The organism is Alloalcanivorax venustensis (assembly GCF_047495515.1).
Lineage (GTDB): Bacteria > Pseudomonadota > Gammaproteobacteria > Pseudomonadales > Alcanivoracaceae > Alloalcanivorax > Alloalcanivorax venustensis.
Genome location: NZ_CP179934.1, coordinates 980,888 through 1,002,355 on the forward strand (window position 1 = coordinate 980,888; position 21,468 = coordinate 1,002,355).

19 protein-coding genes are annotated in these 21,468 nt (G+C 65.8%); 10 read left to right on the forward strand and 9 right to left on the reverse strand.

Annotation, left to right across the window (positions count from 1 at the left end; genetic code table 11):
* Window positions 1–22: 22 nt before the first annotated feature.
* From ACMG4O_RS04680 to ACMG4O_RS04710, 7 genes are all read right to left on the reverse strand, one after another.
* Window positions 23–1,315: an NAD(P)/FAD-dependent oxidoreductase gene (locus tag ACMG4O_RS04680; protein ID WP_142947477.1), complete on the reverse strand. Its 1,293-nt coding sequence runs from the start codon at window positions 1,313–1,315 to the stop codon at window positions 23–25.
* A gap of 130 nt (window positions 1,316–1,445) precedes the next feature.
* Window positions 1,446–2,990, reverse strand: a complete 1,545-nt coding sequence (locus tag ACMG4O_RS04685) for a phosphoenolpyruvate carboxykinase (protein ID WP_142947476.1) — start codon at window positions 2,988–2,990, stop codon at window positions 1,446–1,448.
* Between the two features lie 131 nt (window positions 2,991–3,121).
* Window positions 3,122–3,976, reverse strand: coding sequence for an Hsp33 family molecular chaperone HslO (gene hslO, locus ACMG4O_RS04690; RefSeq protein WP_335628093.1), 855 nt, complete (start codon window positions 3,974–3,976; stop codon window positions 3,122–3,124).
* Window positions 3,973–4,368 carry an RNA-binding S4 domain-containing protein gene (locus tag ACMG4O_RS04695; RefSeq protein WP_142947474.1) on the reverse strand — a complete coding sequence of 132 codons (396 nt, stop codon included), beginning with the start codon at window positions 4,366–4,368 and terminating at the stop codon, window positions 3,973–3,975. Before ACMG4O_RS04695 ends, hslO begins: the two co-directional genes overlap by 4 nt.
* A complete protein-coding gene (yrfG, locus tag ACMG4O_RS04700) occupies window positions 4,365–5,018 on the reverse strand; it encodes a GMP/IMP nucleotidase (RefSeq protein ID WP_370202878.1) in 654 nt (217 codons plus the stop codon). The genes ACMG4O_RS04695 and yrfG overlap by 4 nt, the downstream gene beginning before the upstream one ends.
* A gap of 181 nt (window positions 5,019–5,199) precedes the next feature.
* Complete coding sequence (locus ACMG4O_RS04705) at window positions 5,200–6,024, reverse strand: aldo/keto reductase (protein WP_370202877.1); 825 nt, start codon at window positions 6,022–6,024, stop codon at window positions 5,200–5,202.
* A complete protein-coding gene (locus ACMG4O_RS04710; RefSeq protein WP_370202875.1) occupies window positions 6,024–7,238 on the reverse strand; it encodes an FAD-dependent oxidoreductase in 1,215 nt (404 codons plus the stop codon). The genes ACMG4O_RS04705 and ACMG4O_RS04710 overlap by 1 nt, the downstream gene beginning before the upstream one ends.
* 98 nt (window positions 7,239–7,336) lie before the next feature.
* Between ACMG4O_RS04710 and waaA the strand changes: the two genes are divergently transcribed.
* A complete protein-coding gene (waaA, locus tag ACMG4O_RS04715; protein WP_348321542.1) occupies window positions 7,337–8,614 on the forward strand; it encodes a lipid IV(A) 3-deoxy-D-manno-octulosonic acid transferase in 1,278 nt (425 codons plus the stop codon).
* Here the strand turns inward: waaA and ACMG4O_RS04720 are convergent.
* Complete coding sequence (locus ACMG4O_RS04720) at window positions 8,560–9,987, reverse strand: TolC family outer membrane protein (protein WP_370202874.1); 1,428 nt, start codon at window positions 9,985–9,987, stop codon at window positions 8,560–8,562. The two genes, waaA and ACMG4O_RS04720, sit on opposite strands and share 55 nt — an antisense overlap.
* A gap of 244 nt (window positions 9,988–10,231) precedes the next feature.
* On the opposite strand from ACMG4O_RS04720, the gene thiC reads away from it, so the two are divergent.
* From thiC to ACMG4O_RS04760, 8 genes are all read left to right on the forward strand, one after another.
* The gene (gene thiC, locus ACMG4O_RS04725) at window positions 10,232–12,094 is read left to right on the forward strand and encodes a phosphomethylpyrimidine synthase ThiC (RefSeq protein WP_370184823.1); all 1,863 of its coding nucleotides are present in this window, start codon (window positions 10,232–10,234) and stop codon (window positions 12,092–12,094) included.
* The gene (locus tag ACMG4O_RS04730; protein WP_142947468.1) at window positions 12,087–12,719 is read left to right on the forward strand and encodes an NUDIX domain-containing protein; all 633 of its coding nucleotides are present in this window, start codon (window positions 12,087–12,089) and stop codon (window positions 12,717–12,719) included. Before thiC ends, ACMG4O_RS04730 begins: the two co-directional genes overlap by 8 nt.
* Entirely contained in the window at window positions 12,716–13,168 is a 453-nt protein-coding gene (locus ACMG4O_RS04735; RefSeq protein ID WP_142947467.1) for a DUF1249 domain-containing protein, read from the forward strand. The genes ACMG4O_RS04730 and ACMG4O_RS04735 overlap by 4 nt, the downstream gene beginning before the upstream one ends.
* 181 nt (window positions 13,169–13,349) lie before the next feature.
* Window positions 13,350–14,156 (forward strand): 3',5'-cyclic-AMP phosphodiesterase, encoded by an 807-nt coding sequence (gene cpdA / locus ACMG4O_RS04740; protein ID WP_228547805.1) that lies wholly within the window; start codon window positions 13,350–13,352, stop codon window positions 14,154–14,156.
* A gap of 70 nt (window positions 14,157–14,226) precedes the next feature.
* Complete coding sequence (locus tag ACMG4O_RS04745; protein WP_370184826.1) at window positions 14,227–14,817, forward strand: YqiA/YcfP family alpha/beta fold hydrolase; 591 nt, start codon at window positions 14,227–14,229, stop codon at window positions 14,815–14,817.
* Window positions 14,818–14,838: 21 nt separating this feature from the next.
* The gene (parE, locus tag ACMG4O_RS04750; RefSeq protein WP_194854737.1) at window positions 14,839–16,725 is read left to right on the forward strand and encodes a DNA topoisomerase IV subunit B; all 1,887 of its coding nucleotides are present in this window, start codon (window positions 14,839–14,841) and stop codon (window positions 16,723–16,725) included.
* A 3-nt stretch (window positions 16,726–16,728) separates the two neighbouring features.
* A complete protein-coding gene (gene parC, locus ACMG4O_RS04755; RefSeq protein WP_414434513.1) occupies window positions 16,729–18,963 on the forward strand; it encodes a DNA topoisomerase IV subunit A in 2,235 nt (744 codons plus the stop codon).
* A gap of 105 nt (window positions 18,964–19,068) precedes the next feature.
* Window positions 19,069–19,956: an acyltransferase gene (locus ACMG4O_RS04760; protein WP_142947462.1), complete on the forward strand. Its 888-nt coding sequence runs from the start codon at window positions 19,069–19,071 to the stop codon at window positions 19,954–19,956.
* Between the two features lie 28 nt (window positions 19,957–19,984).
* Here ACMG4O_RS04760 and ACMG4O_RS04765 read toward each other — a convergent pair whose 3' ends face one another.
* A complete protein-coding gene (locus ACMG4O_RS04765; protein ID WP_414434514.1) occupies window positions 19,985–20,737 on the reverse strand; it encodes a TIGR04219 family outer membrane beta-barrel protein in 753 nt (250 codons plus the stop codon).
* Between the two features lie 167 nt (window positions 20,738–20,904).
* On the opposite strand from ACMG4O_RS04765, the gene ACMG4O_RS04770 reads away from it, so the two are divergent.
* Window positions 20,905–21,426, forward strand: coding sequence for a DUF4262 domain-containing protein (locus ACMG4O_RS04770; RefSeq protein WP_142947460.1), 522 nt, complete (start codon window positions 20,905–20,907; stop codon window positions 21,424–21,426).
* Window positions 21,427–21,468: the final 42 nt, after the last annotated feature.

Genomic DNA, 21,468 nt, shown 5'->3' on the forward strand with positions numbered 1-21,468 from the left:
CCTGTTGTGGCTTAGGTGCGAATCAATGCAATTTCATGCGTGGCCGGACCAGCTTGCTGAAGCGGCCCGCCGTCAGCAGCATGAGGGTGCGCGGCCAGCCGTACAACGCCGCCTGATGCATGCGGTACAGGCCCACGTACATCAGCCGGGCCAGCCAGCCTTCGACGAAGAAGTTGCCGCCTTTCAGGTTGCCCATCAGCATGCCCACGGAGCTGTAGTTGGAGAGCGACACCAGCGAGCCGTGGTCGCGGTAGCGGAACGGCTTGGGGTCGCGGTTCATGATCAGGCGCTGCAGGTTCTTGGCGGTGTGGCTGGCCATCTGCTGGGCGGCCTGGGCGCGCGGCGGGATCGGCTTGTCGTCGCCGTCCGGCTTGAGAAAGGCGCAGTCGCCGACCACGAACACCCGGTCGTTGCCCTTCGCCTGCAGGGTCGGCGACACCTCGATCTGGTTGATCTTGTTGAGCGCGAAGCCTTCCAGTTTGCCGACGAAATCCGGGGCCTTGACGCCGGCGGCCCACACCATGAGGTCGGCGCTGATGGTTTCGTCGTCCTTGGTGATCAGCGCGTCCTCGGTGGCGCGCGCCACCATGACGCCGGTGCGCACCGACACGCCGAGGCCTTCCAGGCGCTCCTGGGCGGCGGCGGACACCCGCTCGGACAAGCCCGGCAGAATGCGCGGCAGCGCTTCCACCACCGTCACCTTGAGCTGCTTGCGGTCCAGGTGTTCGTGGCCGTACAGCTTGAGCATCGCCACCGCGTGGTGGATTTCCGCCGCCAGCTCGACGCCGGTGGCGCCGCCGCCGACGATCGCCACGGACACCGGCTCGTCGCGGTAGTTGGCGTGCAGGCAGGTGTTCATGAAGCGCTCGCGGAAGCGTTCCGCCTGGGCGCGGGTGTCCATGAACAGACAGTGGTCGCGCACCCCGGGGGTGCCGAAGTCGTTGCTCTGGCTGCCCACGGCGACCACCAGGTAGTCGTAGTAGAGGTTGCGCTCGGGCAGCACTTCCTCGCCCTGGGCATCGGTGATCGGCGCTAGGGTGATGGCGCGCTTGTCCTTGTCCACCCAGGTCATGCTGCCGGGTTCAAAGCGGTAGTGGTTCAGGCGGGCGTGGGCGCGGTAGTCCACCGCGTCCAGGTCCGCGTCAATGGCGCCGGTGGCGACTTCGTGGAAGCGCGGCTTCCAGACGTGCACGCTGCTGGCGTCCACCAGGGTGATATCGGCGTGCCCGAACTTGCCCAGTTTGCGTCCCAGCTGGGTGACCAGGGGCAGGCCGCCGGCGCCACCGCCGACCACCACGATCTTTGGTTTGCTCATTCAGGGGCTCCTTGCGTTAAGGCGGCCAGTCTAACGCCGCGCGGGCATGGCGTGAAATCGGGTTGTGGAGCGGGCCGCAACAAAAAAGCCCGCCGTCCGGCGGGCTTTTTTTGAGCGGCACAGGCGCCGCTCAGGCCTTCGGGCCGGCGGCGCGGATCTCTTCCGCCACGTCGGCGTACTTGTCGGCGAAGTTGTTCTGGAACTGCTCGGCCAGGTCGCGGGCGCGGGCCTCGTAGTTCTCCGGCTCGGCCCAGGTGTTCTTGGGCTTGAGCAGCTTGTCGTCAACGCCGGGCACGGACTTGGGCACGTCCAGGTTGATGATGTCCAGGTGCTCGGTTTCGGCGTCGTCCAGCGCGCCACTGAGGATGGCGTTGACCACGCCCCGGGTGGTGGGAATGCTGAAGCGCTCGCCTTCGCCGTAGGGGCCGCCGGTCCAGCCGGTGTTCACCAGGTAGACCTTGGAGCCGAACTCGTCCACGCGCTTCATCAGCAGCTCGGCGTATTCGCCGGCGCGGCGCGGGAAGAAGGGCGCGCCGAAGCAGGTGGAGAAGGTGCTCTTGATGCCGTCGCCGGAACCCATTTCGGTGGAGCCGACCAGCGCGGTGTAGCCGCTCAGGAAGTGGTAGGCGGCGGCTTCACGGCTGAGCTTGGACACCGGCGGCAGCACCCCGGTCAGGTCGCAGGTCAGGAAGATGATGTGCTTGGGCTCGCCGCTGCGGTTTTCCAGCACCCGCTTGTCGATGTTTTCCAGCGGGTAGGCGGCGCGGGTGTTCTGGGTCAGAGACACGTCGGTGTAATCCGGTTCGCGGGTCTCCTCGTTGAGGATCACGTTTTCCAGCACCGCGCCGAAGCGGATCGCGTCCCAGATCACCGGCTCGTTCTTCTGGCTCAGGTCGATGCACTTGGCGTAGCAGCCGCCTTCGATGTTGAACACCACGTCCTTGCCCCAGCCGTGCTCGTCGTCACCGATCAGGTAACGGTCCGGGTCGGCGGACAGGGTGGTCTTGCCGGTGCCGGACAGGCCGAAGAACAGCGCCACGTCGCCGTTCTCGCCGACGTTGGCGGAGCAGTGCATGGGCAGCACGTCTTTCTCGGGCAGCAGGAAATTCTGAACCGAGAACATCGCCTTCTTCATTTCACCGGCGTAGCGCATGCCGGCGATCAGCACCTTGCGCTGGGCGAAGTTGAGGATCACGCAGCCGTCGGAGTTGGTGCCGTCGCGCTGCGGGTCGCACTGGAAGTTCACCGCGTGAAGGATCTGCCACTCCTGCTTGTCGCGCGGGTTGAAGCGCTCCGGGCGGATGAACAGGGTGTTGGCGAACAGATTGTGCCAGGCGGTCTGCGCGGTCACTTTCACCGGCAGGTAGTGGTCGGTGTCGGCGCCCACATGCAGGTGAGAGACGAAGGTGTCGTCCTCGGTCACGAACGCGGCCACGCGATCCCAGAGCGCATCGAACTTGTCCGACGGGAAGGGACGGTTAATGGCGCCCCAGTGAATGTGCTCGGTGGTGCTGGGCTCGTCCACCACATAGCGGTCCATCGGGGACCGGCCGGTACGGTGGCCGGTTTCCACCACCAGCGCGCCATTGGCGGCGAGGTGGCCTTCGTTACGCTGAACGGCCAGCTCCACAAGCTGGGCCGGGCTGAGGTCGTTGTAGGTCATGGGATTGCTCATCGGTTCTTCCTGGGCTTATGTGGCCGGGCTCCTGACAGGCGCGCGATTATGACAGAAAAGGCGCGCAGTGGCGATGCCAGGGCGACCCGCCGGTCATCTTCTGTTACCTGTTGGCGGCGCCGGGGCCGGTCTCAAAGGCGGCGGATCAGCTCGGCCAGGTCCACCGCGTCGAAGTGCTGTTGGGACAGGCAGAAGTCGCAGGTGAGGGTGGCTTCGCCGTCTTCATCCAGCAGGGTTTTCAGCTCGTCGGCGCCGAGCGACAGCAGGGCGTTCTCGGTGCGCTCCCGCGAGCAGGTGCAGCCGAAGCGCAACGGCTGCGCCTCCGGCAGGCGCGGCGGGGTTTCGTGGAACAGCCGGCGCAGCACGGTTTCCGCCGGCAGGTCGAGCAGCTCTTCCATTTTCAGGGTGCCGGCCAGCGCTTCCAGGTGCTCCCACTGGTTCCGGTTGGCGTCGCGGCTCGCCACCTGGTCGGGCAGACGCTGCAGCATCAGGCCGGCGGCGCGGCCGTTGCCGGCGGCCAGCCACAGGCGGGTGGGCAGTTGCTCGGACTGCTGGAAGTAGCCCTCCAGGCACTGCGCCAGGGTGTCGCCTTCCAGGGGCACGATGCCCTGGTACTGGCGGCCCTGGTCCGGGGTGATGGTGATCACCATGGTGCCGTCGCCGATCAGCGCGCCGATATTGGCGGCGGTGTCCAGCTCGCCGTCGTGGCGGGCCAGGGCGCGCAGCTGGCCGTCGTGGGTGCACTCCGCCAGCAGCAGTGACACCGGGCCGCGGCCCTGCGCCTGCAGGCTCAGCCGGCCGCTGAACTTGAGGGTGCCGGCAAGCAGCGCCACCGCGGCCACGGCTTCACCGACCAGGCCCTGCACCGCCAGCGGGTAGTCGTGGGTGCCGAGAATCGCTTCCAGGCTCTCGTCCAGGCGTACCAGTTCGCCGCGAATATCGGTCTCGGGAAACAGGAAACGTTGTTTGAAATCAGCGTTGTTCAAAGCTCACCTTCGTGGTTGCGGCGGAAACGCTGCAGATCGCGGCGTTCCTTTTTACTGGGTTTGTGGTCGGGCACCGGCGCCGCCATGCGGGCCAGGCGTTTCTGCTCGGCGGACTGCTGCCGGGCGGCCACGCTCTCTTCGGTTTCCCGGTACAGGCTTTCGGCCACCCGGGCCGGCCCCCGCTTGCTGGCCACCGCTTCCACCACCACGGTCCAGCGCTGGTCGCCCTTGCGGATGTCGAGCACGTCGCCGGGCTGCACCGCCTTGCTGGGCTTGGCCTTAGCGCCGTCGACCTGGACCTTGCCGCCCTCGATGGCCTGCTTGGCCAGGCTGCGGGTTTTAAAGAAGCGGGCCGCCCACAGCCAGGAGTCGATGCGCGCGCCCTCGCTCACGGCAGCACCCGCAGGAAGTCGTCGATGGCCGGGAACGGGTCGGTGTGTTCCCGGGCCGGCAGGCTGGAATCCGGCTGGCGGATGCTGGCCAGATGGCCGAGGCCGAACAGGCGGCCGGAATGCAGCACCGGCAGGGAGTCGTCCACCAGCAGGGCCCGGGCCGGGTCGAACGGGTGGCTGTGGTTCAACTGCCGCCAGAATGCCTGGGCCTCCTTGGCGTGGCCGTAGTCGTGGCTGGACACCAGTACATCGAAATAGCGGTCTATGCCGGTGCGCTCCAGCTTCAGATCCAGGGCGTCGCGGTGCGCGTTGGTCACCATGATCACCCGCTTGGGACCGCCGGCGAGGGCGGCCAGGAACGCCTCGGCGCCCGGCCGCACGGCGATGCGGTCGGCCGCTGCGCGCTTCAGCGCGCTGATGTTCAGCCCCAGCTCCCGGGTCCAGAAATCCAGGCAGTACCAGTTCAGGGTGCCCAGGTGGCTCTCGATCCAGTCGTGCAGAATCCGCTCCGCCTCGGCGTAATCCAGGCCGCGGCTGAGGGCGTACTGCTCGGGCACGTGGCGCTGCCAGAACCAGTTGTCGAAGGCCAGATCCAGCAGGGTGCCGTCCATGTCCAGCAGCACCGTGTCGATATTGTCCCAGTCGATCATTTACCCGCCTGTTTCAGCCCTGTTCAGCGATCGCACAGTATGCAATATCGGGGCGCGCGCCGAAATACAAAGCCTTGTGGGAGCGAGCCTGCTCGCGAAAGGCCGGCAAAGCCGGCCGGCGGGATTTCAGAAGAGTCTGAAAGCGGAGAACAAAGGAAGTCTCTGGAATCCTGCCGGGTGGCTATAAGCCACCCTTTCGCGGGCGGGGCCCGCTCCCACAAGCCGGATCGCCGCAGGCGAGGCGCGCCTTGCGGACGTTTTCTTCCAGATGGTGGGGGTTGACGGTGCCGGCGATCACGGCGCTGACGCCGGCGGTGCCCAGCACCTTGTTGAGGCTGGCCTGCACCGGGTCGGGCTGGTCGTCGGCCAGGTGGCCGCTGGCGAAGGCTTTCTTGATCAGGATGCCCTTGTGGTGGGCGGCGGCGTGGTCGATCACCGGCCGCTCGTCGTCCTGCTTCAGATTGTAGGTGACCATGGCCACGTCGCTGCGTTTCAGCGTTTCCAGGCCGCCGGCCACGGTTTTGGTGGACATGCCGATGGCGCGGATCAGGCCGGCCTGTTTCATCTCCTCCAGCGTTTCCAGGGCGCCGCTGCGCAGCACGTCCAGGTCGTTGCCGTCGGAGTGAATCAGCACGCAGTCCAGGTAGTCGGTGTTCAGCCGCCGCAGGCTGCGCTCCACCGAGGCCCGGGTGTGCGCCGGCGAGAAGTCAAAGTGGCTGTCGCCGTCGCTGAATTCCTCGCCCACCTTGGAGACGATCACCCAGTCCTGGCGGTCGCGCAGCAACTGGCCGAGGCGCTCTTCGCTGCGGCCGTAGGCGGGCGCGGTGTCGATCAGATTGATGCCCAGCTCGCGGGCGCGGGCCAGCAGGTCGCGCACCGCGTCGTCGTCGGGAATCGAAAACGGGGTGGGATACTTCACCCCCTGGTCGCGGCCGATTTTGACCGTGCCCAGGCCCAGCGCGCTGACCGTCAGGCCGGTGTCGCCCAGTTCGCGGAGAAACGCCATCAGCCTTGCTCCCCGAACAGGCGGTGCCACTGGGGCCGGCCGATGTCGGCCCGCCGCAGGGCCTCGGGAACGGGCCCCAGAGGGTCGCCGGCGTCCAGGCCCCGTTCCTGGATCAGGGCTTCCACCCGGTCGCCCAGGTCCGGCGCCAGCGTCAGTTTGGTGGGCCAGGTGATGATCAGGTCCCGGTCGCGCCGGGCGTAGGCGTTGTCCGGTTTGGCCAGACCTTGCTGGCGCGGTTCGGCGCGGGCCACGTCCATCAGCGCCAGCTCGGCGTCGGCGAAGTCCAGCCAGGGGAACAGCTCGTCCAGCTCCCGGCGCGCCGCGTCCAGCTGCTGGGCGTCACTGCGCTCCACGCCTTTTTCCGCCAGATCGCCGCCCAGGTACCACACCAGGCTGTCGTCCTTCATATCGTGGGTGGTGACGGTGAGCCGGGGTTTGTTGCTGGTGCCCACGCAGTGGGCGTAGAGGCGGTGGCCCAGGCGGTGCTTCAGCAGCACCATTTTCAGGGGCCGGCTCTGCGCCGCTTCACTGGGGAACAGCTCGGCTTTCTGGGCGTCCTGGAGCAGGCCGGCGTTGCCTTCGCCGGCGGCCAGCACGGTCAGCTTCGGTTCAATGCGCACGCCGTCCAGGGTCACCGCTTCCAGGCCGCGTTGGTTCCAGCTCAACGGGTGCCGTGCCGGGTCGAAGTGCAGCAGACGGTCGCGCACCGGCGCGGTGAGCACCTCGAGCAGGCTTTCGGTGTCCACCACCAGATCGTCCAGGCGGTAGACCTGACCCTTGAAGCGGCGGTCCGCCAGGGCGGAAGGGAAATCCGGGCGCTTCAGCTTTTCGATGCGCCCGCGCAGCATGCGGCTGGCGAAGAAGGTGGTCATGCGGCTGGCCACGGAACCGGCGGACCAGAGGTTCTGGGTCTCGCTGAGCACCCGCAAGCCACTGAGATTCACCGGGCCCTGGCCCTCGATGGCCTGGCGCCAGCGGTCGGGCATGCCGGCGATGGCCTCGGATTCGCTGGAGAGGGTGCCGCCCAGGGCGTATTTCAGGCCGCCGTGGATAATGCCCTGGCTGGCCAGGGTCTGGGCGCCGCCCAGGGTGCCGGTTTCCAGCAGCAGGCACTGATAGCCGCGCTGCTGCAGGTGGTTGATCAGCCACAGGCCGGCGATGCCGCCGCCGAAGATCAGGATGTCCGGTTTCAACACCGGGGAAGTCACGCTCACGGTCATGGATCACCATCGATGGAATGCGCGGCTATGCTAGCATAGCCGGCCGGGTCGGACGTCAGGTGTCCGGCCTTCGAGGTCCGACGGAATCGCCCATGCGCTTGCTCTATTCGTTACTTTGGTACGCTTTGTTGCCGCTCCTGTTCGCGCGCCTTTGGTGGCGCGGCCGCCGCGCGCCGGCGTACCGGCGCCGCTGGCGGGAGCGTCTGGCCCTGGGGCTGGGGCGCGGCCGGCTGCGCGGCAGCGTCTGGATTCACGCCGTGTCCGTGGGCGAAACCCTGGCGGCGGCGCCGCTGATCGAGGCGTTGCTGGCGCGCCACCCGGACACGCCGCTGGTGGTGACCACCACCACGCCCACCGGTTCGGAACGGGTCCAGGCGCTGTTCGGGGACCGGGTCACCCACGTCTATTGCCCCTGGGAGCTGCCCGCCGCCTACCGGCGTTTCTGGCGCGCCTTTGATCCGCGCTTGGTGGTGATTCTGGAAACCGAGCTGTGGCCCAACCTGTGCGCCGCCGCCAAGGCCCACGGGGCGCGACTGTTGCTGATGAACGGGCGCCTGTCGGAGAACAGCTACCGCGGCTACCGGCGCCTGCCGAAGCTGGTGCGGCCGATGCTGGCGCGTTTCGATCTGCTGGCGGTGCAGACCCGGGCGGAAGCGGACCGCTTCCAGGCGCTGGGCGCCGACCCGGAGCGGATCCGCGTTAACGGCAGCGTTAAATTCGATCTCACCCTCGATGATTCGCTGCGCGACCAGGCGGCGGCGCTACGCCAGCGCTTCGCGGCGCGGCCGGTGTGGATCGCGGCCAGCACCCACCCCGGCGAGGACGAGCCGGTGCTGGCGGCCCACCGCCGGTTGCTTGAGCGGCATCCCGACGCGCTGCTGATGCTGGTGCCCCGCCACCCGGAGCGTTTCGACGAGGTGGCCGGGCTGGCCGCCCGGCACGGCATGACCGTGGCCCGGCGCAGCCGGGGCGACCAAGTGGACGCGTCGGTGAATCTCTATCTGGCGGACACCATGGGCGAGTTGCTGATGCTGTTCGGTGCCGCCGACGTGGCCTTCGTGGGCGGTTCGCTGGTGCCGGTGGGCGGCCACAATCTGCTTGAGCCGGCGGCCTGGGGGGTGCCGGTGCTGACCGGACCACGGCTGCATAATTTCACCGCCATCGCGGATCTGCTGGACCGGGCCGGGGCCTTGTCACGGGTGACCGATGAGGACGTTCTGGCGTCGCGGGTCGGCGCCCTGCTGGACGACGCCGGCGAGCGCCGGCGCCTGGGTGAGGCGGCGGCGGCCGTGGTGGCCGCCAACCGGGGCGCGCTTCAGCGCGGCGTGACCATCTGCTCTTCGCTCTGGCCTTCCAGGTCCGGATTGTAGAGATTCAGGCTCTCCTGGTCGGACAGCCATTCGTTCACCGCCACCAGGTCTTCCACATCCAGCTCGCCGGCCGCTGATTTCAGGGTCAGGGTGTCGAGAATGTAGTCGTAGCGGGCGTTGGCGTAGTCCCGCTGGGCGGCGTACAGCGCCTGCTGGGCGTTGAGCACGTCGACCACGTTACGGGTGCCCACTTCGTAGCCGGACTGGGTGGCTTCCAGAGCGGAACGGGTGGAGCGGATCGCCTGGCGGCGGGCTTCCACGCGCAGGGCGTCGGCTTCCACGGTGCGGTAGAAGGTGCGCGCCTGCTGGCTGATGTCGCGAATCGTCTGCTGGTACCGCTGGCCGGCGGCGTCGGCGAGCAGGGCCGCCTGCTTGCGCTGGCTGTTGAGGCCGCCACCGCGGAACAGCGGCACGGTTACTTCAATGCCGATAGTCTTTGAATTAGTGTCCGGTTGCGTCGAGTAGAATTGCGTGAGTTGATTGCCGGGGTCGCCCCCCGAGACGCTTGGATCGGTATTGTGGTTGTGTTGATACTCAGCGAACAACTGAACCTTTGGAAGCATGGCCCCCAGTTGTCGGTCGGCCGTAAAACCCGCTGCTTTGGCGCTGTAGCGGGCGGCGAGAATCTGCGGATTCTGGTACGCGGCCTTATCGATCCAGGCGTTCATTTTTGACGGTTGCGGCCCCTCCATCGGCAGATCGTCGCGCAACTCCGCCAGCGTCTCCCATTTACGACCAGTGAGTGTTTCTAACTGGTCGCGGGCGATATCGAATTCCTGCTCGGCGACGATCAGGTTCACCCGGGCCAGGTCGTAGGCGGCGCGCGCTTCTTCCACATCGGTGCTGGCCACCAGGCCCACATCGAAACGTTCCTGGGATTGTTCCAGCTGCCGGCTGATCGCCTTCTCCTCGGCCTGGGCGGACACCAGGGTGTCCCAGGCGCGCAGCACGCCGAAGTAGCCCTGCGCCACGCGCAGCACGAAATCCTGGCGGGACTGGTAGAACTCGGCCTGGGCTACGGAGGTCAGCGACTTGGCTTCCTTGTAGCCGTAGAAGGCATCCAGGCGGAACAGCGGTTGCGTTAGCGTCACCGAGGTGGAACGGGATCTACCGTCTATCTCCAGGTCACCCGTCGATTCGTAGGTTTGGTTGATTTCCGAATGGCGGTGGCTGGCATCGATGGTCGGCAGCAGCGCGGCCCGCCCCTGTACCAGCGTTTCCTGATCCGCTTCCCAGGTCTGGCGGTCGGCGCGCCAGGTACCGTCGTAATCCCAGGCGGCGTTGGCGACATTGGTGAGGTCCGCGGCCTGGGCGCCGCCCGCGGCCAGGGTGGCCAGCAGCAGACTCAGGGGCGTTATCGGGCTCCGCTTCATTGCATTGTCCATGGTTGGTAACGGTTTTTTTTAAAGGTGAACTGGCCAGTATGGTAATGGCAAGTAAAAGGGATTGACACTCCTGTTGCCTACCGGTTCCGGTCACACGGGTGCGGTTGTTCGACTTTGAGGCGCTGGCGTATAGTGTTGGCGTTCGCCCAGCCCGTGTTGGGCCAGTGTCATGCTGGCCTTAACGACCGGCGGCGCCTTCCTCCCCACTTACACCACTGCCTGGAGGCCGACCGTGCCAGACGAGCAACGTCACGCCGTATCCAACGCCATTGATGAAGCCTGCCAACCCATCGCCGGTTCAAGAAAAATTTATGTGACCGGCAGCCGGCAGGACATCCGCGTCCCGATGCGTGAAATCCGTCAACATCCGACGCCCCTGGCCGGCGGCAAGTTCGAGGATAACCCGCCCCTGGCGGTTTACGATACCTCCGGTCCCTATACCGACCCGGATGCGAAGATTGATATCCGCAAGGGCCTGGAGCCGGTGCGCGCCGCCTGGATCGAGGAGCGCGACGACAGCGAGCAGCTGGACGGCCTGACCAGCGAATACGGCCGCCGGCGGGCCCGGGACCTGGCCACCGAGGGGCTGCGCTTCCCGCATATTCGCGCGCCGCGCCGCGCCAAGGCCGGCCGCAACCTGTCGCAGATGCACTATGCCCGCCAGGGCATCGTCACCCCGGAGATGGAATACATCGCCATCCGGGAAAATCAGAAGCTGCGTGAGCACCGCGACGCGGGCCTGCCCACCGATCAGCATCCCGGGCAGAGTTTCGGCGCCTCGATTCCCGCCGAGATCACCCCGGAATTCGTGCGTGACGAGGTGGCCCGTGGCCGCGCGGTGATTCCCGCCAACGTGAATCACCCGGAAATCGAGCCGATGATCATCGGCCGTAACTTCCTCACCAAGATCAACGCCAACATCGGCAACTCGGCGGTCACCTCCTCGATCGAGGAAGAAGTGTCCAAGATGACCTGGGCCACCCGCTGGGGCGGCGACACGGTGATGGACCTGTCCACCGGCCAGAACATCCACGAGACCCGCGAGTGGATTCTGCGCAACTCGCCGGTGCCGATCGGCACCGTGCCGATCTACCAGGCGCTGGAAAAGGTCAATGGCGTCGCCGAGGACCTGACCTGGGAGATCTACCGCGACACGCTTATCGAGCAGGCCGAGCAGGGCGTGGACTACTTCACCATCCACGCCGGCGTGCTGCTGCGCTATGTGCCGATGACCGCCAAGCGCGTCACCGGCATTGTCTCGCGCGGCGGTTCGATCATGGCCAAATGGTGCCTGGCGCACCACAAGGAGAGTTTCCTCTACACCCATTTCGAGGAAATCTGCGAGATCATGAAGGCGTACGACGTGACCTTCAGCCTCGGTGACGGCCTGCGCCCCGGCTCGGTGGCCGACGCCAACGACGAGGCCCAGTTCTCCGAGCTGCGCACCCTGGGCGAGCTCACCAAGATCGCCTGGAAGCACGATGTGCAGGTGATGATCGAAGGCCCCGGCCATGTGCCCATGCACATGATCAAGGAGAACATGGACGAGCAGATCAAGCATTGCGACGAGGCGCCGTTCTATACCCTGGGCCCGCTGACCCTGGATATCTCCCCGGGCTACGATCACATCAGCAGCGCCATCGGCGCCGCCATGATCGGTTGGTACGGCACCGCCATGCTCTGCTACGTGACGCCCAAGGAGCATCTGGGTCTGCCCAACCGGGATGACGTCAAGGAAGGCATCATCACCTACAAGATCGCCGCCCACGCCGCGGATCTGGGCAAGGGCGTGCCCGGCGCCCAGCTGCGCGACAACGCCATTTCCAAGGCGCGCTTCGAATTCCGCTGGGAGGACCAGTTCAACCTGGGGCTGGACCCGGACCGGGCGCGCGCCTTCCACGATGAAACGCTGCCCAAGGAAGCCCACAAGGTGGCGCACTTCTGTTCCATGTGCGGACCCAAGTTCTGCTCCATGAAGATCAGCCAGGAAGTGCGCGACTACGCCGCGGCCCAGGAGGCCGAGGAGGGCATGCAGGAAAAATCCCGGGAATTCATGGAAAAGGGGGCGGAGCTTTATCACAAAGCCGATGAATGACCCCACGCCGCAATTCACCGCCGGGGACGTGGAAGTCCTGAAACGGGAGACCCCGTTCCAGGGCTTCTTCCGCCTGGACCGGCTGCATCTGCGCCACCGCCTGTTCGAAGGCGGCTGGAGCGGCACCATGCAGCGCGAACTGTTCGTGCGCCCGCCGGCGGCGGCGGTGCTGCCCTACGACCCGCAACGGGGTGAGATTCTGATGGTCGAGCAGTTCCGGGTCGGCGCCCTGGACTGGCGCGACACGCCCTGGTGCCTGGAACTGATCGCCGGCCTGGCGGACAAGGAAGGCGAACCGGTGGCGGACCTGGTGCGCCGCGAGGCGCGCGAAGAGGCGGGTGTGGAAATCGGTGAGATGAAGCGCGTGGCCCACTACATGCCCAGCCCCGGCGGCTCCAACGAGCGCCTGCAGGTGTTCGTGGGGCGCGCCGACCTGAGCAACGCCGGCGGCGTGCACGGCGTGGTCGAGGAAAACGAGGACATTCGCGTGGTGGTGCGCCCGGTATCCGAGGTGGAGGCCCTGCTGCGCAGCGGCCGGGTGGACAACGCCGCCTCGCTGATCACCCTGCAGTGGCTGCTGCTGCACCGGGACACGCTGGACCGGGAATGGGGCGCCGCGTCATGAGCCGCCCGCGCCGCTACCGCCTCGACTTCCGCGACCTGATGGCCCAGTGCGAGTGGAACTACGCCCGCCTGCTGCCGCTGATGCGCGCGCTCGGCGACGACGACAGCCTGGACGTGTCGCTTGGCGAGGAGCGTCCGCGCACGGTCAGTATCCGGGTTCTGGAGCGGGCGCCGTACACCACCACCCTGCGTTTCGAGGATCAGGCCCTGCACGACGCCATGCCGGCGCCCCGGCTGACGGTACGTTTGTACCACGATGCCCGGGTGGCGGAAGTCACCGAGGCGACGCCGTTCCGGCGGGTGCAGGCGCGCTATCCGTACCCCAACAGCCACATGCACCAGCGCGACGAAAAAGCCCAATGGAACCGCTTTCTGGGCGAATGGCTGGCCCATGTGCATGATTTCGGCCGTGCCTCCGGCGAGCCCTGGCGGCGTTCCGGCACCGAATAAAACGAGCAATGGTTCCGAATTCGGAACCGCCTTCCTGGCCAACTGCCATCATCTTCGATATAACCGACTAACGTCTTATTTTCCTGGGGGAAAAAGGCGGGCCGAGAGTTTGGCCGAGGCGGGGCCGGCGTGCTTGGGACGCGCGGGTATCGGGATCATGATTACAACGGGAGCGGGGATTTTGACGCATCCGGTTCAGCCGCTGCGGGTAGTGCAGCTGTCCGATTTTCACCTTTTCGCGGATACCGACGGCAAGCTTTTGGGCCTGAACACGCAGTTCAGTCTCGAGGCGGTGCTGGACCGGGTACGCCGCGAACAGCCTGATATGGACCTGATACTCGCCACCGGCGATCTGTCACAGGACGGCTCCTACGAGTCCTACCAGCGGTTGGCGAAAACCCTGTCCGGGTTCCGCGCGCCGATCTACTGGCTGGAGGGCAACCACGACAAGCCGGCGCCCATGCTGCGCGCCCTGCGCGGCCAGGATAACCGGGTCAGCCCGTGCGTGGCGGACATCGGCAACTGGACCCTGGTGCTGCTGGATTCCACCATTCCCGGCGAGGTGCCCGGCGACCTGTTCGACGAGGACCTCAAGTTCCTGGACGACGCCCTGCGCGACGCCGCCGGCGAGCATCTGCTGGTGTGCCTGCACCACCACCCGGTGCCGATGGGCAGCGAATGGCTGGACACCCAGCTGGTGGGCAGCGCGGAACGCTTCTTCGAGGTGATCGACGCCCACCCCCGGGTGCGCGGCATCCTCTGGGGCCATGTGCACCAGGAATACGACGACACCCGCAACGGCGTGCGGCTGCTGGCGGTGCCCAGCACCTGCGTGCAGTTCAAACCCGGCAGCGCGGATTTCGCCGTGGACGACACCAGCCCCGGTTACCGCTGGCTGGATCTGCACGCCGACGGCGGCATCGATACCGCCGTCAGCCGGGTGGAAGGCATCCACTTCGAAGTGGATATGTCGGTGAAGGGCTACTGAATCAGTTAACAGTTGATAGTTGACAGTTGATAGTGAAGAGTGAGGCCGTTTACGCGACCGGGTGCGCCTCATGTCCGACATATCCCTGATTTATATCCACGGTTTCAACAGTTCGCCGCAATCCTGGAAGGCCGGGGTGCTGCGCGACTACTTCGAGCGCCACGGCGCCGGGCACCGGTTGCACGTGCCGGCGCTCGACCCGCAGCCCAGGAAAGCCATGGCGACCCTGGAAGCCACCATCGCCGGGGCCGGCCCGGTGGCGTTGCTGGGCTCGTCCCTGGGCGGTTTCTACGCCACCTGGCTGGCCGAGCACCACGATCTGGTCACCGCGGTGGTCAATCCGGCGGTCCGCCCCTGGCGACTACTGGACAAATACACAGGTATCAATCATAACTACCACAGCGGCGAGGCGTACCAGTTCGATCCCGCCTGGCTCGATGAGCTCCGCCACTACCAGGTCGAGGCGATCAGCAAGCCCGAGCAGATGCTGCTGCTGACCCAGACCGGCGACGAATCCCTGGACTGGCGCGAGGGCTGGGAATATTACGCCGACTGCCACCTGTTCCGGGGCCTGGGCGGCAGCCACGGTTTTGATGACTTCGACGCCTTTATTCCGCTAGTGTTGCGCTTTTGCGGCATTCGCCTGACGCCGGATACCTGAATTCATACCGATTAGAGATTTATGGCCAACACCTATACCTCCGAGAATATCGAGGTCCTTTCGGGCCTGGAGCCGGTGCGTAAACGCCCGGGTATGTACACCGACACCAGCCGTCCCAACCACCTGATCCAGGAAGTGGTGGACAACTCCGTGGACGAGGCCCTGGCCGGACACGCCAAAAGCATTCGCGTCACCCTGCTCAAGGACGGTGGCGTGGAAGTGGAAGACGACGGCCGGGGCATGCCCGTGGACCCGCACCCGGTGCAGAAGAAGCCGGGCGTGGAAGTGATCCTGGCGACGCTGCACGCCGGCGGCAAATTCTCCAACAAGAACTACCAGTTCTCCGGCGGTCTGCACGGCGTCGGCGTGTCGGTGGTCAACGCCCTGTCGAAAAAGCTGGAAGTGTTCGTCAAACGCGACGGCGAGGTGCACCGCATCGAATTCGCCGGCGGTGAGAAAACCGCCGACCTGGAAGTGGTCGACACGGTGGGCAAGCGCAACACCGGCACCATGATGCGCTTCTGGCCGGACGAAAAATATTTCGATTCGCCGAACATTTCGGTGCCGCGCCTGCGCCATCTGCTGCGCGCCAAGGCGGTGCTGTGTCCCGGGCTGCTGGTGACCCTGGAGAACAAGCAGACCGACGAGACCGAAACCTGGCAGTTCGCCGACGGTCTGGTGGAATACCTGGTCGACAGCACCCGGGGCTGGGAGCGCGTGCCCGCCGAGCCGTTCGAGGGCGCCATGAACGGCGACACCGAGGCGGTGGACTGGGCGGTGCTGTGGCTGCCCGAAGGCGGCGAACTGGTCACCGAGTCCTACGTGAACCTGATTCCCACCACCCAGGGTGGCACCCATGTGAACGGGCTGCGCTCCGGGCTGCTGGAAGCGATGCGCGAGTTCTGTGAATTCCGCAACCTGCTGCCGCGCGGCGTCAAACTGACCCCCGAAGACATCTGGGACCGGGCCTGCTACGTGCTCAGCGTCAAAATGCAGGACCCCATGTTCGCCGGCCAGACCAAGGAGCGGCTCAGCTCCCGGCAGACCGCGCCGTTCGTGTCCGGGGTGGTGAAGGACGCGTTCTCCCTGTGGCTCAACCAGCACACCGACGAAGCCGAACGGCTCGCCGACCTGTGCATCAACAACGCCCAGAAGCGGCTGCGCGCCGCCAAGAAAGTCACCCGCAAGAAAGTCACCAGCGGCCCGGCGCTGCCCGGCAAGCTGGCGGACTGCACCAGTGACGACCCGGCGCAAAGTGAAATCTTCCTGGTGGAAGGGGACTCCGCCGGCGGCTCCGCCAAGCAGGCCCGCGACCGGGTCTACCAGGCGATCATGCCGCTGCGCGGCAAGATCATGAACACCTGGGAAGTGGACCCGGCGGAAGTGCTGGGCAGCCAGGAGATCCACGACATCGCCGTGGCGCTGGGCATCGAGCCGGGCAGCGACGATCTGGGCGGGCTGCGCTACGGCAAGGTGTGCATCCTCGCCGACGCGGACTCCGACGGCCTGCACATCGCCACCCTGTTGTGCGCGTTGTTCCTGCGTCACTTTCCGGCGCTGGTGCGCGGCGGCCATGTGTTCGTGGCGATGCCGCCGCTGTACCGCATCGACGTGGGCAAGGACGTCTATTACGCCCTGGATCAGGAGGAGCGCGCCGGCGTGCTGGACCGCATCAAGGCGGAAAAGAAACGCGGCAAGGTCAGCGTCACCCGCTTCAAGGGCCTGGGCGAGATGAGCCCCATGCAACTGCGCGAAACCACCATGGCCCGCGACACCCGCCGGCTGGTGCGCCTGAGCGTGGACGGCGCCGACGACACCCATCAGTTGATGGACATGCTGCTCAGCAAGAAGCGCGCCTCCGACCGCAAGAACTGGCTGGAAGAGAAAGGCAACCTGGCGGAAGTATAAAAGATGGCAGACGATTTCGAAGACCTGTCCCTCAGGGACTACACCGAAAAAGCGTACCTGGACTACTCCATGTACGTGATCATGGACCGGGCGTTGCCGAAGATCGGCGACGGCCTGAAGCCGGTCCAGCGGCGCATTGTCTACGCGATGAGCGAGCTGGGCCTGAAGAGCACCGCCAAGTATAAAAAGTCCGCCCGTACCGTGGGCGACGTGCTGGGTAAGTTCCACCCGCACGGCGACTCCGCCTGTTACGAGGCCATGGTGTTGATGGCGCAGCCGTTCAGCTACCGCTACCCGCTGGTGGACGGCCAGGGCAACTGGGGCAGCCCGGACGACCCGAAATCCTTCGCCGCCATGCGTTACACGGAATCCAAGCTGGCGCCGTACGCGGAAGTGCTGCTCGCCGAACTGGGCCAGGGCACGGTGGAATGGGTGCCCAACTTCGACGGCACCATGGACGAGCCCAAGCTGCTGCCGGCGCGGCTGCCCAACGTGCTGCTCAACGGCACCACCGGCATCGCCGTAGGCATGAGCACCGACATCCCGCCGCACAACCTGCGCGAGGTGGCGCAGGCCTGTATCCACCTGCTCAAGGACCCGGGCGCCTCCCTGGACGACCTGCTCGAATACATCAAAGGCCCGGATTTCCCCACCGAGGCGGAAATCATCACGCCGCGCAACGACATCATCCGCATGTACGCGGAAGGCAAGGGCAGCCTCAAGCAGCGCGCCGTCTACGAGCGCGAGGAAAACGACATCGTGATCACCGCGCTGCCCTATCAGGTGTCCGGCGCCAAGGTGCTGGAACAGATCGCCGACCAGATGCAGAAGAAAAAGCTGCCCATGGTCAGCGACCTGCGCGACGAATCCGACCACGAAAACCCCACTCGTCTGATCATCACGCCGCGCTCCAACCGGGTGGATATCGCGCAACTGATGGGCCACCTGTTCGCCACCACCGACCTGGAAAAGAATTACCGGGTCAATCTGAACATGATCGGCATCGATGAGCGTCCCCAGGTGAAGAGCCTGGACATGATTCTCAACGAGTGGCTGCAGTTCCGCATGGTCACCGTGCGCCGGCGTCTGCAGCACCGTCTGGACAAGGTGCTGGACCGCCTGCACCTGCTGGAAGGTTTGTTGATCGCCTATCTGAACATCGATGAGGTGATCGAGATTATCCGCCGCGAAGACGCGCCCAAGCCGGTGCTGATGGAGCGCTTCGGGCTCAGCGACCGCCAGGCGGAAGCGATCCTGGAGCTGAAGCTGCGCCATCTGGCCAAGCTCGAGGAAATGAAGATCAAGGGCGAGCAGGATGAGCTCGCCGAGGAACGGGACAAGCTGGAAGAGACCCTGGGTTCGGCGGCGAAAATGAAGAAGCTGATCGCCAAGGAACTCAAGGAAGACGCCGAAAACTTCGGCGACGACCGCCGCTCACCGCTGGTCGAGCGCAACGACGCCAAGGCCCTGGACGAAGCGGACCTGGTGGGCGCCGACCCGGTCACCGTGGTGCTTTCGGAAAAAGGCTGGGTGCGTTCCGCCAAGGGCCACGACGTGGATGTGGTGGGCCTGAGCTATAAAGCCGGCGACAAATATCTGGCGTCCGCGCGCGGCAAGTCCAACCAGCCGGTGTGCTTCCTGGACACCACCGGGCGCAGCTACTCGCTGCTGGCGCATACCCTGCCCAGCGCGCGCGGCCAGGGTGAGCCCCTGTCCGGCCGGGTCAGCCCGCCTTCCGGCGCCGGTTTCGTGGCCGCCATCATGGGTCAAGAAAAAGACGCCTACCTGATGAGCACGGACGCGGGTTACGGTTTCGTGGTGCGTTACGCGGACCTGCTGGCCAACAAGAAAGCCGGCAAGAGCGTGCTGAACGTGCCCAAGGGCGCCAAGGTGCAGCCGCCACGCCCGGTCAAGGACCCGCAGACCGACCTGATCGCGCTGGTCTCCAATGAGGGCCGCCTGCTGGTGTTCCCGGTGCGCGACCTGCCGGAAATGTCGCGCGGCAAGGGCAACAAGATGATGGCGATTCCCGGCGGCCGCGTCGCCGAACGCGTCGAGTTCGTGCAGGACGTGCAGGTGCTCGGCCCCGACGACACCCTGGTGATCTACGCCGGCAAACGTCATCTCAACCTCAAGGCCAGCGACCTGGAGCACTACTTCGGCGAGCGCGGCCGGCGCGGTGCCAAACTGCCGCGCGGCTTCCAGAACGTGGACGTGATGACGGTGGAAGCCCGCTGACGGGCCCCTCGGGGCCTATAAACAATTCAATACAAGTACGGTCTTGGGCCTGTGGATCGGGTTGGCTATGATCCAGATTCATCTTGGGGAGAGGGAGTTCGCCTGATGCGGGCCTTGCTGACCGGTGCCACCACGTTCTTGCTGTTGTTGCTGAACACACTGACGTTGATCGGCCCGATGATGCTGATCGCCCTGTTTAAAGTGGTGCTGCCCGGCAAGCAGGCCAAGGCCGCCTGCTCCCGGGGCGTGATGTGGATCGCCGAGACCTGGGCGGAAATCTGCAAGGCGATCTTCGCGCTGATGACGCCCACCCGTTGGGATATCCGCGGTGACCAGAACCTGCGCAGCGACACCTCCTACCTGGTGGTCTGCAACCATCAGTCCTGGGTGGACATCGCCGCCCTGGTGCAGACCTTCAACCGCAAAACCCCGTATTTCAAATTCTTCCTCAAGAAAGAACTGATCTGGGTGCCGTTTCTGGGGCTGGCGTTCTGGGCCCTGGACTACCCGTTCATGAAGCGCTACTCCAAAGAGTTGCTGGAAAAGCGCCCGGAGCTGAAAGGCAAGGATCTGGAGATCACCAAGGCGGCCTGCGAGAAATTCGCGGATATGCCGGTGACCGTGGTTAATTTTCTCGAGGGCACCCGCTGCACCCCGGAAAAGCAGGCCCGGCAGCAATCCCCCTACAAGCACCTGCTGCGCCCCAAGGCCGGCGGCGTGGCGTTCGTGATGGCGGCGCTGGGCGACGATCTGGACGCGCTGCTGGACGTGACCATTGCCTATCCGGAGGGTAAGCCGCCCGGCTTCTGGGCGCTGCTCAGCGGTCAGCTGGAGCGGGTGATCATCGACGTGCGCACCCACAACCTGGACCCGGCCCTGTGGGCCGGCGATTACCAGGAGGACGCGGCGTTCCGCGCCGGCGTGCAGCGCTGGGTGAGCGATCTGTGGGAACAAAAAGACGCCCGTATCGAGCGTCTTCAGAAGGAGTGGTGACCGCCGGGCGCCCGCCCGGCGGTGCGGCTCAGAAGCGGAAGGTGGCCGCCAGGTAAGGGCCGCCGATCTCCAGATCGGAGTCCAGGCCGCTGACGTCGTCCAATTCCACTTCCAGGCGGGAGTAGCCCGCTTTCACGCCCAGCAGGAAGTCGGACTGCCAGCCGATGTGCGCGTCGAAATCACGCATGCCGCTGCCGTCGTACTCAATGGCGTTGATTTCCCCGCCCACGTACACGCCGGTCAACGGCAGGTTGGCGCGTACCGCGCCGTGGGCCAGCGGGAAGGTTTCACTGGCGCTTTCCGACGCCACGTTGCCGACCGTCTGCGAGCGGATGGTGAAATCCGCGTCCATCTGCCGCACGGTCAGGCCCAGGTCCAGCTTCACCACGTTGTCCAGCGGGCTCCAGTAGAAGGTGCCGTCCAGCATTTCCATGTCGTACTCGGAGACCACGGTGGTGGCGACCGGGAACGCCTCGCCGTTAAACGTAATGGTTTCGTTGAGGCGGTTGCTGGCGTCGTCGGAGAGGTCCATGTAGCGCAGGCGCACATTGGGCAGCACCGGAACGGCGTGTTCCAGGCCCACGTAGAGCACGGTCTGGTCGGAGTCGTCGAAGCCCAGATCGTCCTCCATGTCGATGTCGTTGCTGCCGGAGGCGATGCTGCCGGAGGTGTCCGGGCTCCAGGCGTAGCCGCCGGCGTAAACGTCGACAAGCGGCGCCGCCTGTGCAAAGGGCGCGGCGGAGAGCGCGGCCAGGCCGGCCATCAGGGTGATTTTTTTCATAATACAGGGTCCTCTGTCTCTAATAAGAAAGCATCAAAGCGCACCGGCTCAGTATTGCATCCACCCCGCCGCATACCAAGTAGAGTGATTCTGGTAAGCTGCGCCGCTGCCAACGTCGAGCGCCGCGCATTCCGTATCGCGCGGCGGCCCCAAGAAAGAGTGAAGCCATGTTTCTCGATGAAATGCCCGAGGGCTTCCGCTATCCGCAGCCGGAAGACGAACAGGACAAACAACTGCTGGCCCGCATCGAACGCAAGGGCTGGCATCACCTCAGCGTGGACGGCGCCGCCGGCGAGCCGGGCTATGCCTTCACGCTGGGGCACTTCCTCAAGCGGGACCACCCGGAACTGATCGTGGTGGGCCTCAAGGACACCCTGGCCAGCCGCCTGCTGGATAGCGCCGCCGTGGGCATCACCGGCCTGGGGCGCCGTTTGCGGCCGTTCCAGGTCTATGGCGACATCGCCGACGGCCTGGAGGTGGTGTTCCTGCCGGTGGCGCTGCCCGCCTACAACGAGTATCTGGGCTACGCCAACTGGTTCTACGCCGACCTGCCGGCGCCGTACCCGGCGCTGCAGATGGTGTGGCCGGACCCGAACGGGGTGTTTCCCTGGCAACCCGGTTATGATGCCCGCTTCCGCCGCGCCCAGCCGCTGCTCGGCGAAGCGCCCGAGGCGCCGTCGCTGCAGTAGCGCGCCGTGGAATAGGCAGGCGGGCCCCGGCTCCGTTATCCT

Bases quoted from the DNA above. Each gene is read 5' to 3' on its own strand.
- ACMG4O_RS04765 (WP_414434514.1), bottom strand. From the start codon at position 20,737: ATGAAAAAAATCACCCTGATGGCCGGCCTGGCCGCGCTCTCCGCCGCG.
- parE (WP_194854737.1), top strand. From the start codon at position 14,839: ATGGCCAACACCTATACCTCCGAGAATATCGAGGTCCTTTCGGGCCTG.
- yrfG (WP_370202878.1), bottom strand. From the start codon at position 5,018: ATGATCGACTGGGACAATATCGACACGGTGCTGCTGGACATGGACGGC.
- parC (WP_414434513.1), top strand. From the start codon at position 16,729: ATGGCAGACGATTTCGAAGACCTGTCCCTCAGGGACTACACCGAAAAA.
- ACMG4O_RS04720 (WP_370202874.1), bottom strand. From the start codon at position 9,987: ATGAAGCGGAGCCCGATAACGCCCCTGAGTCTGCTGCTGGCCACCCTG.
- ACMG4O_RS04685 (WP_142947476.1), bottom strand. From the start codon at position 2,990: ATGAGCAATCCCATGACCTACAACGACCTCAGCCCGGCCCAGCTTGTG.
- ACMG4O_RS04705 (WP_370202877.1), bottom strand. From the start codon at position 6,024: ATGGCGTTTCTCCGCGAACTGGGCGACACCGGCCTGACGGTCAGCGCG.
- ACMG4O_RS04745 (WP_370184826.1), top strand. From the start codon at position 14,227: ATGTCCGACATATCCCTGATTTATATCCACGGTTTCAACAGTTCGCCG.
- ACMG4O_RS04760 (WP_142947462.1), top strand. From the start codon at position 19,069: ATGCGGGCCTTGCTGACCGGTGCCACCACGTTCTTGCTGTTGTTGCTG.
- ACMG4O_RS04730 (WP_142947468.1), top strand. From the start codon at position 12,087: ATGAATGACCCCACGCCGCAATTCACCGCCGGGGACGTGGAAGTCCTG.
- ACMG4O_RS04770 (WP_142947460.1), top strand. From the start codon at position 20,905: ATGTTTCTCGATGAAATGCCCGAGGGCTTCCGCTATCCGCAGCCGGAA.
- ACMG4O_RS04735 (WP_142947467.1), top strand. From the start codon at position 12,716: ATGAGCCGCCCGCGCCGCTACCGCCTCGACTTCCGCGACCTGATGGCC.
- waaA (WP_348321542.1), top strand. From the start codon at position 7,337: ATGCGCTTGCTCTATTCGTTACTTTGGTACGCTTTGTTGCCGCTCCTG.
- ACMG4O_RS04680 (WP_142947477.1), bottom strand. From the start codon at position 1,315: ATGAGCAAACCAAAGATCGTGGTGGTCGGCGGTGGCGCCGGCGGCCTG.